Origin of the sequence: Xanthomonas sp. MLO165 (genome assembly GCF_018831305.1) — a bacterium.
GTDB lineage: Bacteria > Pseudomonadota > Gammaproteobacteria > Xanthomonadales > Xanthomonadaceae > Xanthomonas > Xanthomonas arboricola.
In genome coordinates, this window is sequence record NZ_CP029263.1 from 456,620 (window position 1) to 471,040 (window position 14,421).

Sequence of the window (14,421 nt, forward strand, 5' to 3'; positions counted from 1 at the left end):
CCGGGGCGGAGGGAATCGATGGGTGGCCTGGTATCGGCCTGGCGAGGCTGCAGACGTTCGGTCTGCCGGTGGCTGCGCGGCGAGCGGCACGGGATTCAACGGGGCCTGACCAAACACCCACCGGATGCCCGCGGCGGTCGCCATCACTCGCCGCGTGGCCGAGGCGCTCTAGAACGTGCCGGGATAGCTACCGCCGTCGATCAGCAGGTTCTGCCCGGTGATGTAGCCGGCCTGCGCGCTGCACAGGAACGCGCAGGCCGCGCCGAATTCGTCCGGCTCGCCGAAGCGTGCGGCCGGAATGCCCGCACGCTTGCGCTCGGCGACGTCTTCGGCGCTGCCGCCTTGCTGTTGCGCGATCGCCGCGAAGTTGCCGCGCAGGCGGTCGGTGGCGAACTGGCCGGGCAGCAGATTGTTGATGGTGACGTTGTCGGCCACCGTGCTGCGCGCCAGCCCGGCGACGAAGCCGGTGAGGCCCGCGCGCGCGCCATTGGACAGGCCCAGGATGTCGATCGGCGCCTTCACCGCACTGGAGGTGATGTTGACGATGCGACCGAAGCGCCGCGCGCGCATCGCATCGACGCTGGCGCGGATCAGTTCGATCGGCGCCAGCATGTTGGCGTCCAGTGCGCGCAGCCAGTCGTCGCGTTCCCACTGGCGAAAATCGCCGGGCGGCGGGCCACCGGCATTGTTGATGAGGATATCCAGCTGCGGGCAGGCGGCGAGCGCATCGCTGCGTCCCTGCGGGGTGGCGATATCGGCCACCACGCTACGCACTTCGCCGGCGCCCGGCAGTGCGCGCAATGCCTGGGCTGACTGCTCCAGGGCAGCGCGGCCGCGCGCGACGATCACCACGTTGACGCCTTCGCTGGCCAGTGCGCGTGCGCAGCCCAGCCCGAGGCCCTTGCTGGCGGCGCAGACCAGTGCCCAGCGCCCGGCGATTCCCAGATCCATGCGTGTGTCCTCGATCAGCGATGCCGCATGATCGACGATCCGCTCATGGCACGGACACAACGAAGCGTTGCAGCGCCTCGGCGACCTGATCGGCATGGCCAAGAAACGGTGCGTGCCCGCCACCGGCAATGGTCAGGGCCTGCGCGTGCGGCGTCAGCGCGGCGGCAGCCTGCATGCCGGCCGCCGGCACCAGCCGGTCGCGCTGGCCGGCGATCCACAGGCTGGGGCGCGCGAGTTGCGGCAGCGCGCGGCGCAGGTCGCTGCGTTCCAGCAGCTGCAGGCCTTGCTGCAGTGCTTCGGCGGCCGGTTCGCCGCGTGCCACCAGCGTCTCGCGCAGGCTGCGCAACTCGCTGCGGGCATGCGCAGAGCCCAGCGTATCCAGCGCCAGAAATCGCTCCAGCGTGCCGCGGTAGTCGCGCGCCAGGTCCTGGCCGAATTGCACGAACACCTCGCGCTCGACGGCGTCGGACCAATCGTTGCCACGCACGAAACGCGGCGTGGCCGCGATCATCGCCAGCCCGCGTACCTTGGGCTGGGTGGCCGCGGCATGCAGCGCGAACAGCCCGCCCAACGACCAGCCGACCCACACCGCCGGCGGCGTGGCGGCGGCAATGCCGGCGACCACGTCCGGCAGCGCCAGCGGCGTGCTGTCGCCACGGCTGAAACCGTGCCCGGGCAGATCCACCAGATGCAGTTGATGCTGCGCGGCCAGGCGTTCCACCAACGGCGCGAACACACCGCCGTGCAACGCCCAACCGTGCAGAAGAACCAGCGCAGGCCCGTGGCCGATGACATCGATATGCATGCGGGGATTGTCGCTGATGGCGCTGACCGGCGCATGGGTCGGCGTGTGCGGCGCAAGGTGTCTTGCGTCAGCCTGCGCTGCGCGTGGAGCCGATCTGCGCGGCACGCCAAGCCGGTTGCGGACACGCAGGACCGCACCGACAGCAGCGATCCGGCAACATCAGCGACGCGACACTGCCACGTCGAGCACCGGCCGCCACCGCGCGGCTATTGCGCAATCGTCTGGATCGTCGCCCTCAGGCAGACGCACGCAGCGGTTGCCGGCTGACCACATCGCGCGCCTGCACGATGGCCTCGATCAATGCCTGCACCTGCTGCGGCGTATGCAGCGCGGACAGGGTCACACGCAGACGCGCCTTGCCTTCCGGCACGGTGGGCGGGCGGATCGCGCCGACCAGGAAGCCGGCCTGTTCCAGCGCGGCGGACATCGCCATCACCGTGGCTTCTTCGCCGCATAGCAGGGGCTGGATCGGCGTATCCGAGGCCATCAGCTCGAAGCCATGCCGGCGTGCGCCATCGCGGAAACTGCCGATCGACTCGACCAGCTTGGCGCGCCGCCAATCGTCGCGACGCGCCAGTCGCACGGCCGCCAACGTCGCAGCGACCTGCGCCGGCGGCAACGCGGTGGTGTAGATGTAAGGGCGCGCGGTTTCGGCCAGATGGCGCACCAGCGCCGCATCGCCGACCACCACCGCGCCATAGCCGCCGAGCGCCTTGCCCAGCGTCACCAGCTGCAGTGGCACTTCGGCCACGCCCAGTCCGGCATCGGCAACGCAACCGCGCCCCTGCGGGCCGAGCACGCCCACGCCATGTGCGTCGTCGACGTAGAACAGCGCCTGCTGCATGCGCGCCACCAGGCTCAACGCACGCAGCGGCGCGACATCGCCATCCATGCTGAAGACGCCATCGCTGGCCAGCATCGCCGCGCCCTCGGGCGAGCCCTTGAGCTGACGCATCGCGCCTTCCACATCCAGGTGCGGATAACGGCGCAACCGGCAGCCGGCCAGGCGTGTGGCATCGAGCAGGCTGGCGTGGTTGAGCCGGTCCTGCACGCAGACATCGTCGTCCTCGCTGAGCAAGGCCTGCTGCACTGCCAGGTTGGCGATGAAGCCGCTGCCGAACAGCAGCGCCGATGGATAGCCGAGCCACTCGGCGATCTCGCGCTCCAGCGTTTCGTGCGCGGTGTGGTGGCCGCAGATCAGATGCGAGGCGGTGGCGCCGGCACCATCGCGCGCGGCGGCGTCCTGCAACGCGGCGACCACTTCGAACTGCTGCGACAGGCCCAGATAGTCGTTGGAGCAGAAACCGGTCAGCCAGCGGCCATCGACTTCCAGCCGCACGCCATCGCGACGGCCCACCAGCCGCCGCACCCGCACCCGTTCCTGGGCCACGCGCAAGGTGCGCAGCGACGAAATCCGTTCGTGCAGATCGGGGCGGGCCATGGGGGCGTTCAACGGCTGAAGGGGGCGTTAGCGTAGCCTGCCGCGCCCGGCACGCCCAGCCGGCACCGACGACCGGTGCCGGACGTTCGATTCGCGGTTAGGCGGCGTGCTCGCAGGCCGTGCTGCGGGTGATTTCCGCATGCACGGTGCCGGGGTGGTCGTGGTCGGCGGCGTCGACGGTGATCTGCATCGGGCGCAGGCCCAGGCGCTGGAACAGAGCCTGGTCGCGTTCGGTGTCCGGGTTGCCGGTGGTGAGCAGTTTTTCGCCGTAGAAGATCGAGTTGGCACCGGCCAGGAAGCACAGCGCCTGCAGTTCGTCGCTCATCGCCTCGCGGCCGGCGGACAGGCGCACCATCGAACGCGGCATCGTGATGCGGGCGACCGCGATCATGCGCACGAACTCGAACGGGTCCAGTTGCTGGGTGCCGTGCAGCGGGGTGCCGGCCACCTGGACCAACTGGTTGATCGGGACCGAATCCGGATGCGCCGGCAGCGTGGCCAGCGCCAGCAGCAGGCCGATGCGGTGCTCGCGGGTTTCGCCCATGCCGACGATGCCGCCGCAGCAGGTCTTCAAGCCGACATCGCGCACGTGCTCCAGCGTGTTCAGGCGGTCCTGATACTGGCGGGTGTGGATGATCGAGTCGTAGTAATCCGGCGCGGTGTCCAGATTGTGGTTGTAGTAGTCCAGCCCGGCGTCCTTGAGCGCGCGTGCCTGGCCGGCGTCGAGCATGCCGAGCGTGGCGCAGGTTTCCAGGCCCATCGCCTTGACCTCGCGGATCATCGCCGCGACCTTGGGGATGTCGCGCTCCTTGGGCGAGCGCCAGGCCGCGCCCATGCAGAAGCGCGAGGCGCCGGCGGCCTTGGCCTGGCGTGCCTTGGCGACGACCTCTTCGGTCTCCATCAGCTTCTGCGCGGTCACGCCGGTGTCGTAGCGCTGCGCCTGCGGGCAGTACGCGCAGTCTTCCGGGCAGCCGCCGGTCTTGACCGACAGCAGCGTGGACACCTGCACCTGCGCCGGATCGAAATGGGCGCGATGCACGCTGGCGGCGCGGTGCAGCAGCTCCGGAAACGGCAGATCGAACAGCGCCTGCAGCTCGTTGCGATCCCAGTCATGGCGTACGACAACAGACATCGGGGTTTCCTGACAGTCAGCGGCTTGGAAGCCAGGCAGTCTGGTGAGCATGGAAGAGGCTGTCAACTTCGAAGAAGCCAACTCGGTTTACAGGTGGCCGCGCCGGGTGTTGCGGTTGCTGCTGCCGAGCCGGTGCCTGGTGTGCGCGGAACCCGGCAGCGCCGATTGCGATCTGTGCCCGTCGTGTCGCGCCGCGTTGCCGGATCACGGGCACGCCTGCCTGTGTTGCGCAACGCAGCTGTACGCCTGCGGTGGCGCGCTGCTGTGCGGGCAATGCCTGCAGCACCCGCCACCGCTGCAACGCGTGCATGCGTGTTTCACCTATCGCTGGCCGGTGGATGGGCTGCTGCGGCGCTTCAAGTTTCATCAGGACCTGGCTGCCGGGCGTTTGCTCAGCGAGTTGATGGTCAGGCGTTGCGCAGGCCTGCCGCGTCCGCAGGCGCTGGTGCCGGTGAGTCTGCACCGGCAGCGCTTGCGCCAGCGTGGTTACGATCAGGCGCTGGAGCTGGCCAGACCGCTCGGCCGCGCGCTGCGGCTGCCCTGCCTGCCATTGCTGCACCGGGTCCGCGCGACCGCGCCGCAATCGGAGCTGGATGCGGCCGAGCGTCAGCGCAATCTGCGCCAGGCCTTTGTCGCGCGTGGCGCCTTGCCCGCGCATGTGGCCCTGGTGGATGACGTGATGACCACCGGTGCGACGCTGCATGCGGCGGCGCAGGCCTTGCAGCGGGCCGGTGTGCAGCGGGTGGATGCGTGGGTATGCGCGCGGGTGCCGTGAGGCTTGGTGGGCTGGGGGTTGTGAGCTGCAGCATGGGGCTTCGCCCCTACCCTCACCCCAATCCCTCTCCTGCTGGGGGAGGGGCTTAAGCCGAGGCGATTGACCTGTCTGCGCGTCAGCGCAATCCCAGCGCCGCGGCGATGCCGACGAAGATCGCCAGGCCCACCCAGTTGTTGTGCAGGAAGGCGCGGAAGCACGGGCCGCGTTCGCGGTGGCGGGCGAGGCGGAATTCGTAGGCCACCAGCAGTGCGGCCACGCCCAGCCCCGCCCAGTACGCGATACCGAGACCGGCGCGCAGGCCGACCAGCGCCAATGCCGCAAACATCGATGCATACAGCAGGCCCTGCGCGATCAGGTCGAACCTGCCGAACAGGATGGCGGTGGACTTGCTGCCCATGCGGATGTCGTCCTCGCGGTCGACCATTGCATACCAGGTGTCGTAGGCCGTGGCCCAGAGGATGTTGGCCGCATACAGCAGCCAGCCCAGCAAAGGCACGCTGCCCTGCACCGCGGCGAAGGCCATCGGGATGCCCCAGCCGAAGGCCATGCCAAGATAGACTTGGGGCAGGTGGGTGTGGCGCTTGAGATAGGGATAGCTGGCGGCCAGGAACACGCCCGGCACGCTCAGGGCCACGGTCAGCCAGTTGAGCGTGAGCACCAGCGCGAATGCCACCAGCATCAGCACCACGAACACCCACAGCGCCTCGCGCCCGGACACCGCCCCGGTGGCCAGCGGGCGCGACTTGGTGCGCTCCACGTGCGGGTCCAGCCAGCGGTCGGCATAGTCGTTGATCACGCAGCCGGCCGAGCGGGTCAGCCAGACCCCGGCGGTGAACACGAACAGTGTCCACAGCGGCGGCAGGCCACCGGCGGCCAGCCACAACGCCCACCAGGTGGGCCACAGCAACAGCAGGCTGCCGATCGGACGATCGCCGCGGACCAACGTCCAGTACTGCCCCAGTCGCTGTGGCCAGGTCAGCGCGGGCGCTGTGGGCAGCTGTTCAACACCATGCTTGCTCATGCTGCAAAGGGTAGCAGCGCGACTTGGCTGCGGTCATGCGCTGGGTGACGATCGAGCCCAGCATCGTCCAGCCTTCCGGACGGCTGCGCGAGCTCGCGCCAGGTGCCTACTCGCCGGCGCTGGCTCCGGACTGGGCTCCATCGGCAATGCAGCGGTGTCCGGCCATTCGGCACTCCCTGTCGCCGGTGTCACGCGCGCGGCGGCGGTTCTGGCATAATGCCCGGCCAGGCGCTCGTAGCTCAGCCGGATAGAGTAGTGGCTTCCGAAGCCATTGGTCGGGGGTTCGAATCCCTCCGGGCGCACCAGATCAAAACGCCATCGGCCCGCTGCAGTGACACTGCAGCGGGCCGATGGCGTTTCTGGATCAGGAGTTGGTGCCGGCTGATGTATCAATGCGTCATTGCGCTGCGGTGCCAACGATGCAGCGGCTGGCAGGGGGCGCCTGGCGCCACCCTGCCCAGGCGCGGATCAGAGCGCTTCCGGCGGCGGTGTGGTGGCCTTGGCGTGCTGCTTGCCACGTGCGTGTTCGATAGCGGTGCGCAGCTTGCGTGCGGCGCCGGTGACGGCCGAGGCGGTGGTTTCGGCGCTATTGGTGGCTGCGATCGGCGGCAGGCCGGCGACGTGCGCCTCGATGCTGCAGGTTCGATCCGCTGCGCCGCCGCGCTGGCCGTTTTCATCGCGCAAATGCACTTCCACGCGGGTGATGTCGTTGGCAAAATGCGCCAGCTGGGCGGAGCAGGTCTTCTCGACATGCTGCACGACTGAGGGGTCATGCGGCACGTGCTTGTCGGTCTGGATCTGAATCTGCATAGAGTGTCTCCTTCGCGGTCATCCGCTGCGTCTGCCGTAGCGGTGACTCGATTCTGCGACAGCGCACCGTTGCCGCGAGGTGACAAGCTGCACCGCGTTCATGCTCAGGTTGGGATGACCGGACGGTGCATCCACTGCGACGGGCAGCGCTGTCACCGCATCGCGAAAGAACCTGCGATCGCGCAGTAACAGCCGCTGCTGGCGAGCTCTGCCAGGCTGAACCCGCACGGCAGCGTCGATCCGCCTGGCTGGAAGCAGTGGATTAAGATGCCGGCACCGCGCTGGTTGCGCCTGTCCGATCTCTGCCTGTGTCCGAATTCCGAGTTGCCCTGGGTGCCCGTCGCGGCGTGTTGCAGCGTGTGCTGCTGCTGGTCGCGTTGTGGATGGTGTGCGTGGGCGCCGCCGTGGCGCAGGACGACGACACGCTGCTGGAGACCGCACAGACTCAGCTCGACAACATGCAGAAGGTGCTGACCCAGGCCGACGCGGGCATGGAGAAGGCCGATACCGAGCAGCTCGGCAAGCTCACCGACGATGTCGCCGGCGCGCAGCGGCAGGCGCAGGATCTGGTGCGCACGCTGGAGCAACCGCTCAAGGAGCTCAACGGGCGACTGGAGGGGCTCGGTGTCGCCGCGCCGAACGAACCGGCCGACCTGGTAAAACAGCGCAAGGCGCTGACCAAGGAGCGCGATCAGCTCAATGCCGAGTTCATCCGGGCCACGCTGCTGGTCTCCAATGCCAAGGACCTGGCCGACCGGCTCGAACGCGAGCGCGTGCAACGCTTCAGCGTGAAGCTCTCCACGCGGGTCGCCTCGCCGCTGTCGCCGACCTTGTGGAAACAGATCGCGCAGCAATGGCCCGACGATCGTGCCCGCCTGCAGGCCTTGTCCGACAAGACGGTGCAGATGGTGCAGGCCGGCATCGCCGCCAGCGGCGTGGGCGGGCTGATGACCGCTGCCGTCATCGCGTTGCTGCTGGCGCTTCCGCTGCGCATCTTCCTGCGCCACCTGGGGCGTCGCTACGCGGCCTCACGTGCGCCCGGCGGACGCCTGCGGCGCTCGGGGCTGGCACTGTGGTTTCTGCTGGTCGGCACGCTGACTCTGGGGATTGCGGCATTCGTGCTGGTCGAGGGCATCCGCGCGCTCGGCGAGCTGCCGGACGATCTGGACCAGTTGCTGACCGGATTCGTCGCCATCAGTGTGGTGGCTGCCTTCGTCGGTTCGCTCAGTGCCAGCCTGTTGATGAAACACCAGCCAAGCTGGCGCCTGTTCCCGTTGGACGATGCCACTGTCGACCGCCTGCGCGTGCATTGCCTGGCCACCGCGGCGGTGATCTGGTTCAGCGGCATGGCGATGAAGATCAACGAGGTGGCCGGCAGCAGCCCCGCACTGACCACCGCCACCGATGCGCTGGCCGCGTTGCTGTACGCGGGGTTGATCCTGTCGGCGTTGGCCGGGCTGAGCCTGTCCTTGCGCGCGCATGCGGCAAATGCCGGGGTGGCCGATCCGGACAGCGATGCGCCGCCGCCGGTGGTCTCGCGCGGTGGCGGCTTCATCGTGCTGATCCGCCTGCTGGGCCATCTGGCGGTGATCTTTGCGCTGATCGCGGCCTTGTTCGGCTATCTCAATCTGGCGTTGTTCGTGGAGCGGCAGATCATCTGGATCACCCTGGTGTGCAGCCTGCTCGGCCTGCTGGTGGTCTTTGCCGACGACCTGATGACCTGGCTGTTCAAGCCCGACGGCCGATTCAGCCGGGCCTTGTCGCACGCGCTCAGCATCGGCAGCGGACGCCTGGTGCAGCTCGGGCTGCTGATATCGGCGGCAACCCGTGTGCTACTGGTGCTGCTGGGCATCGCGGTACTGCTGACGCCGTATGGCGCCAACATCAGCGTGGTCACCGACTGGGCGGAGAACATCGCGCACGGCATCACCATCGGCAAGGAACTGGTGATCACCCCGGGCGATGTGTTCAGGGCGCTATGCGTGTTCCTGCTCGGCATGGGGCTGGTGCACGTGGTGCAGCAGTGGTTGCTCAACACCTATCTGCCCAAGACCGAGCTCGATGACGGTGCGCGCAATTCGATCAGTACGGTGGCGCGCTATCTGGGCTGGCTGATCGTAGTGGTGTGGGGCCTGACTGCATTGGGCCTGGATCTGAAGCGGCTTGCGCTGGTGTTGAGCGCGCTGTCGGTGGGTATCGGTTTCGGTCTGCAGGCGATCACGCAGAACTTCGTGTCGGGCCTGATCCTGCTGGCCGAGCGGCCGGTGAAGATCGGCGATTGGGTGCGTATCGGCGACCAGGAGGGCGACGTACGCAAGATCAGCGTGCGTGCGACCGAGATCCAGGTCGGCGACCGCTCCACCCTGATCGTGCCCAACTCGGAATTGATCACCAAGAGCGTGCGCAACATGACCCTGTCCAACCCGATGGGGCGGGTGCAACTGCAGTTCTCGGTGCCGTTGGAAACCGACGTGGCAAAGGTGCGCAACATGCTGCTGGAGCTGTTTGCCGAGCACACCAAGGTGCTGGCCGATCCGGCTCCCTCGGTATTCATCGATTCGCTGGCCGGCGGGCACGTCAACTTCAATTCGTTCGCCTATGTGCGCAGCCCGCGCGATTCGTACGGGGTGCGCAGCGAGCTGTTCTTCGCGTTGTTGCAGCGGATGGAAACGGCGGGGATTGCGCTGCAATCGCCGCAGGAAATTCGCTTCAGCCGTGCAGGTGCCGCGGTGGCGCGCGATCCGGCCGATGGCACGCCTGCATCGGAAGATTGAGTCGACACGTGGATGCAGTGCGCGGTAAAGGATGCTGGTCGCACCCACAGTGATCGAACAACGTACGTCTTGCTTTGCCTGCACCACACACACCGACCATCCCGACAGGTCCTTGCCCGCTCACCGTCGCGGGACCTTACGCGGCATGGATGCCGCGTAAGAGCCTACAGGGACGTACTTGCGGCGTGTCCTGCGAGGGTGGGCGGGCAAGGGCCCGCAGCCAGGCCACAGATCGCATGCTTCGACGTTGGCTCTTGAGCTTTGACTTCGCCGTTGCTTCATACAGGGCGACAGCCAGACTCAGGAGCGATCCGCGACCTGGGTCTGCTTCACCAGGGCCAGGTCGTCCACGCTGACGTCTTCGGTGTAGTCCAGCCAGGCGCGGATTTCCAGATCGTCCACCGCATGTTCCAGGCCTACCGGCATGCGGATGCGACCGGCCGCATCGGGCACCACCCATTGCTGGGCCAGCACCACCTTGCGCTCCGACGAGACTGCCTCCACCCAGAATGCACGCGTCGGCCGGCGCTTGGCGTACAGCTCCAGCATGTAACGACCGGCTTCGGTCTTGCGCGCGGCCTGCGTGAGCATGATTGGCTGGCGCACGCGTGGGCGCGGGCCTTGCTGGCTGGCCTCCAGCGGCGCATCCACGGCGATGCCGCGGGTCAGGTCCGGGTCGCGGTACAGCTTCATGCTCTGGTGGCGGTCGACCACCAGCGCGCACCAGTCGCCATCGGCCGAGCCGTCCTCGAACGCCGTGCAGCGATCCACATAGGCCAGCGTGCCCTCGGTGTGGGTGCGGTCGAACTGGCGCGAGGTGTTTTCCAGATAGACGGTTTTGAGGTTGGTGTCGTCGTCGTATTCCAGCAGCACCGGCGGGCGCACCTGCTGCACGCCCACCACCACATCGCCATTGCCGTTGATGCGCAGCATGCGGGTGCTGCGCCCGGTCCACAGCGTGCGTGCGTAAGCGAGATAGCGCGGGTAGTCCTTGCCGCTGTCGCGGCTGGCCGCAACGCTGGCGCTGGGGGGCGCATCGTTGGCCAGCAGCGAGCGGCCGAAGCCCAGCGTGCGCATGCCCGGCTCCAGCAACTGCAGCAGCGTCGCCCCTGAATCCAGCGTGCTGCCGGCGCGTGTGACCACTTGCTGCGGGGCGATGTCCTTGCCCAGGAACAGCAGCAGGTTTTCGCGCTTCTGCTTGGCCAGGACATCGCTGAGATCGTTGGGCATCGCCAGGTGGTCGGAGGCGATCACGATGATGGTGTTCTTGCCGTAGCGGCTGTTGCGAATGCGTGCGACCAGCTCGCCGATCAGCCGGTCGCTGCACTTGAGCGCATGCAGCAGCCCGATGTCGCCCAACGCGCTGTCGTAGTGCTGGCCCTTGCACGCCAGCGGCAGATGGCCGGCAGGGTGGTGGGTGTCCATGGTCAGCGTGGTGAGCATGAACGGCTGGCCGGCGCGCGACAGCGTCTGGAAGCTGTCCCAGGCATCGTCCAGCAGCACGTCGTCATGCACGCCCCAGGCGGAAAAGTGGTTCGGCGCCACGCCTTTGTCGCGGAAGTAGCGGACGTCGTGCACCACATCGAAGCCATGGCTGGACAGGAAACTGCCCTTGCCGGCAAAGCTGGCATCGGCGCCGCCGACATAGTGATTGCGGTAGCCCTGATCCTTGAGATAGTCGCCCAGGCAGCGCGCTTCGGGCAGGAACAGGCCCATGCGGCCCATGCTGTTTTCATCGCCGGGCGCGGTGGTCAGCGGCACGCCGCACATCGAGGCGACCATGCCGGCGATGGTCCAGCCGCTGCCTTCGGTGGAGGTGAGGTTGCGCACGTCCACCGCCTCGCTGGCCAGCGCGCGCAGGTTTGGCATCAGGCCGGGAAACACGTCTTCGTCGAAGTAAGTGCGTTCCAGGCTCTCGCCGTAGATCCACACGATGTTCTTGCGCTTTTGCAAGGGCTGCTGCGGCACCAGGTATTCCGGTACCACGGTGGCGTAATCCACCGGGCGCAGCTGGTAGTACAGGCGCTTGCCGTCGCGGTACAAGGGGCTGACCGCGATGCTCACCAACAACATCACCACGAAGCCGCCGAATACCGCATTGCCTCCACGCGGGCGACGGAAACGCCGCACCCTGAGCAACACCAACGGGCTGAGCGACAGCAGCACCATGCCGATAAACACGGCGATATAGCCGGAGAAATCGCTGACGCCGGCACCGTCCATGTCCGCGCGCAGGTGATACAGCGTGGCAGCATTGATGCCGTCGCCGCTGAGCCGATCCACCAGGCCCCAGGCACTGAGCAACAGCAGCAGCAATGACAACAATCCGGCCTTCAGCCACGCCAGACGCGGCGAGGCGACCAAGAGCCAAAGCAGGAGCAACAGCGAAAACAACAACATCCAATGCATGCGGCAGCGTCCGTGGGGGAATGATGCGAGCGCGTACCGGACGCCTTGCTCGCCATGTCCTGCGCCACACCCAATGTGACACCCGGATGACGGACTATGCCGCGCTGAAGCTGACTGAAATGTTTGTTGGAGTTGCGTGCTTGACGTAGCGCGGCACAGGGTGCGCGGTGAGGATTAGCTGGTCGCGGTGGCGCTCGCTAAGGGAGCCACGGTTTCTGCACTCCGCATCTGCGCGGCTCTTGCACATCGGCGACGTCTCGATAACGCCACATCGCCCGATCCACTTTGATCGCTGGACGCGGCGGTCTTTGCATGCGACGCCGGTTAAGCCGCGTCGCGCCCGGGTGCGCTCCTACGCATGTGTGTGGCGCTATCGATGCCCGCGTTCTTCGCGTGGACGCGGCGGTCTTGGCAGGCGACACCGGGTAACGCGATGTCGCGCCCGGGTGTGCTCCTACGCGGGGGTGTGGCGCTATCGGTGCCCGCGTTCTTCGCGTGCACGCACGCGGCGGTCGAACAGCAGCGCGCTGAGTACGATGCCCAGGCCCAGCACGACGCCGAGCAGGAACAGCACCATCGCGATCGCCGGATAGCCCCACAGCTTCAAGCCGGTTTCGATACGCATCATCTGCGCCGAGGCCATGATCAGCGCCGCAGTCACGATGCCGGCCGCCACGCGGTTGGCGATCTTCTGCAGGCTTTCCATCAGATGCGATTCTTCCAGCCCGGTGACGCGCATCTGCAGGCGGTTTTCCGCCGCCAACGACAGGATCTCGGACATGCGGCGCGGTCCTTCGCGCACCAGATGCTGCAGTTCCATCGCCTCGCTGGCCAGATTGGCCGCCGACAGGGATTTTTTCAGGCGCGCGCGCATCACATGCTGCAGGTGGCGCTCGACGATGCGCCGAGTGTCCAGGTGCGGCGACAGCGTGCGGCACACGCCTTCCAGGTTCAACAAGGTCTTGCCGAGCAGGCTCAGCTCCGGCGGCGTGCGCAAGCCGTTGGCGGTGGCGATGCGCACCAGATCCAGTACCACACGGCCCTCGGAGGTGGTGTCGTGCGCGGCGTAGCGGGCGATCATCTGCCCGGTTTCGCGCTGGTAGCGGTCTTCGTCGTAATCCTCCAGGCGCGTGCTCAGCGCGATGGTCTCTTCGGCGACCTCTTCGCCACGGCCGTCGACGGCGGCGAACAGCAGCTTGAGCAAGCGCTCGCGCAGGCGCGGTGGCACGTGCGCGACCATGCCCAGGTCGAAGATCGCCAGGCGCCCGTCCTGCAGCACGCGCAGGTTGCCCGGATGCGGGTCGGCATGGATCTCGCCATGCACGAACATCTGATCCAGGTAACCCTTGACCAGTTCTGCGGCCAGCTTGTCCATTGGCTGCTCGGTGCGGCGCAGGCCGGAGATCTTGTCCACGCGCACGCCTTCGGCCAGCTGCATGGTCAGCACCTTGCGGCTGCTCAGGTCCCACACGGGTTGCGGAATCCACAACAGCGGAAACGGCTTGAGATGCTTGCCGAAGCGCACCAGCGTCTCGGCCTCGTCCTCGTAATTGAGCTCGGCGCGCAGGGTCTTGCCGAATTCGCCCAGCCAGTCGGCAAAGCGTACGCGCCGGCCGATGCCGGTCAGGCGGTCGGCGGCGGTGGCAAAACTCTTGAGCACGTCCAGATCCGAGCGTACCTGGGCGGCGACTTCGGGCTTTTGCACCTTGACTGCCACCGGGGTGCCGTCGCGCAGGGCGGCGCGGTGCACCTGCGCCAGCGAGGCGCAGCCCAGCGGCACCGGATCGAAAAACGAGAACGCCTTGTTGACCGACACGCCGAGTTCTTCTTCGATGATCTGGCGGATGCGCTCCACCGGCACCGAACTGGTGTTCTCCTGCATGCGCTCCAGCGCCGTGGCGAACTCCGGCGGCACGATGTCCGGCCGCGTGGACAGCATCTGGCCGAGCTTGACGAAGGTGGGACCGAGCGCTTCCAGGTCGGAGACGAACTGGTCGGGCGTGCCTTCGGCGGGCACTTCGTACTCGTTGATCGCAGCCGGATCCAGGTTCATGCCGGCAAACACGCCCGACCCGCGATACCGCAGCAACAGGCGCAGGATCTGCGTGCGACGGCTCATGCCGCCCACCACGCCGGTGTCGGCGGGGATCGCGGCCTGGGCCGGTGTGCGGTACGGGTCGTTCGGACTCAAGGCCATCTCCGGCGGTCGTGCAAGAGCGCGAGTGTGGCTAGCGGCGGGTCGTCGGGCGGTGAATCCAGACAAGCGGCTACGGCGCGGTCGTGTGCGGCGCGGCCGACGGGAA

The 14,421-nt window shown here is 67.5% G+C and carries 10 protein-coding genes and 1 tRNA gene; 3 read left to right on the top strand and 8 right to left on the bottom strand.

Translation table 11 applies throughout. The features are described from left to right. Nucleotides 1-168 precede the first annotated feature (168 nt). The 4 genes from DGN21_RS02005 to bioB all read right to left on the bottom strand — a co-directional run bounded on the left by DGN21_RS02005 (nt 169) and on the right by bioB (nt 4,329). Nucleotides 169-951 (bottom strand): SDR family oxidoreductase, encoded by a 783-nt coding sequence (locus DGN21_RS02005; protein WP_046346173.1) that lies wholly within the window; start codon nt 949-951, stop codon nt 169-171. Nucleotides 952-994: 43 nt separating this feature from the next. Next, a complete protein-coding gene (gene bioH / locus DGN21_RS02010; protein ID WP_160955112.1) occupies nt 995-1,756 on the bottom strand; it encodes a pimeloyl-ACP methyl ester esterase BioH in 762 nt (253 codons plus the stop codon). Nucleotides 1,757-1,991: 235 nt separating this feature from the next. Then, nucleotides 1,992-3,197 (bottom strand): 8-amino-7-oxononanoate synthase, encoded by a 1,206-nt coding sequence (bioF, locus tag DGN21_RS02015; protein WP_016903255.1) that lies wholly within the window; start codon nt 3,195-3,197, stop codon nt 1,992-1,994. Nucleotides 3,198-3,294: 97 nt separating this feature from the next. Then, nucleotides 3,295-4,329, bottom strand: coding sequence for a biotin synthase BioB (bioB, locus tag DGN21_RS02020; RefSeq protein WP_154831294.1), 1,035 nt, complete (start codon nt 4,327-4,329; stop codon nt 3,295-3,297). 49 nt (nt 4,330-4,378) lie between these two features. Here bioB and DGN21_RS02025 point away from each other — a divergent pair, with 49 nt between their 5' ends. Beyond that, nucleotides 4,379-5,104 carry a ComF family protein gene (locus DGN21_RS02025; RefSeq protein ID WP_184428944.1) on the top strand — a complete coding sequence of 242 codons (726 nt, stop codon included), beginning with the start codon at nt 4,379-4,381 and terminating at the stop codon, nt 5,102-5,104. Between the two features lie 115 nt (nt 5,105-5,219). Here the strand turns inward: DGN21_RS02025 and ubiA are convergent, their stop codons facing one another. After that, nucleotides 5,220-6,125 (bottom strand): 4-hydroxybenzoate octaprenyltransferase, encoded by a 906-nt coding sequence (ubiA, locus tag DGN21_RS02030; protein ID WP_102255503.1) that lies wholly within the window; start codon nt 6,123-6,125, stop codon nt 5,220-5,222. A 228-nt stretch (nt 6,126-6,353) separates the two neighbouring features. Here ubiA and DGN21_RS02035 point away from each other — a divergent pair. Next, nucleotides 6,354-6,430: transfer RNA gene (locus DGN21_RS02035), tRNA-Arg, on the top strand. 163 nt (nt 6,431-6,593) lie between these two features. Here DGN21_RS02035 and DGN21_RS02040 read toward each other — a convergent pair. Then, the gene (locus DGN21_RS02040; protein WP_024938247.1) at nt 6,594-6,935 is read right to left on the bottom strand and encodes an HPF/RaiA family ribosome-associated protein; all 342 of its coding nucleotides are present in this window, start codon (nt 6,933-6,935) and stop codon (nt 6,594-6,596) included. A 350-nt stretch (nt 6,936-7,285) separates the two neighbouring features. Here DGN21_RS02040 and DGN21_RS02045 point away from each other — a divergent pair, with 350 nt between their 5' ends. Continuing rightward, nucleotides 7,286-9,709 carry a DUF3772 domain-containing protein gene (locus DGN21_RS02045; RefSeq protein WP_160955114.1) on the top strand — a complete coding sequence of 808 codons (2,424 nt, stop codon included), beginning with the start codon at nt 7,286-7,288 and terminating at the stop codon, nt 9,707-9,709. A gap of 300 nt (nt 9,710-10,009) precedes the next feature. Here the strand turns inward: DGN21_RS02045 and DGN21_RS02050 are convergent, their stop codons facing one another. Further along, entirely contained in the window at nt 10,010-12,118 is a 2,109-nt protein-coding gene (locus DGN21_RS02050) for a phosphoglycerol transferase I (RefSeq protein WP_160955109.1), read from the bottom strand. 472 nt (nt 12,119-12,590) lie between these two features. Continuing rightward, a complete protein-coding gene (locus tag DGN21_RS02055) occupies nt 12,591-14,315 on the bottom strand; it encodes an AarF/UbiB family protein (protein WP_024938244.1) in 1,725 nt (574 codons plus the stop codon). Nucleotides 14,316-14,421: the final 106 nt, after the last annotated feature.

Coding starts and splice junctions, on each gene's coding strand:
- DGN21_RS02005 (WP_046346173.1), bottom strand. CDS start 951: ATGGATCTGGGAATCGCCGGGCGCTGGGCACTGGTCTGCGCCGCCAGC.
- bioH (WP_160955112.1), bottom strand. CDS start 1,756: ATGCATATCGATGTCATCGGCCACGGGCCTGCGCTGGTTCTTCTGCAC.
- bioF (WP_016903255.1), bottom strand. CDS start 3,197: ATGGCCCGCCCCGATCTGCACGAACGGATTTCGTCGCTGCGCACCTTG.
- bioB (WP_154831294.1), bottom strand. CDS start 4,329: ATGTCTGTTGTCGTACGCCATGACTGGGATCGCAACGAGCTGCAGGCG.
- DGN21_RS02025 (WP_184428944.1), top strand. CDS start 4,379: ATGGAAGAGGCTGTCAACTTCGAAGAAGCCAACTCGGTTTACAGGTGG.
- ubiA (WP_102255503.1), bottom strand. CDS start 6,125: ATGAGCAAGCATGGTGTTGAACAGCTGCCCACAGCGCCCGCGCTGACC.
- DGN21_RS02040 (WP_024938247.1), bottom strand. CDS start 6,935: ATGCAGATTCAGATCCAGACCGACAAGCACGTGCCGCATGACCCCTCA.
- DGN21_RS02050 (WP_160955109.1), bottom strand. CDS start 12,118: ATGCATTGGATGTTGTTGTTTTCGCTGTTGCTCCTGCTTTGGCTCTTG.
- DGN21_RS02055 (WP_024938244.1), bottom strand. CDS start 14,315: ATGGCCTTGAGTCCGAACGACCCGTACCGCACACCGGCCCAGGCCGCG.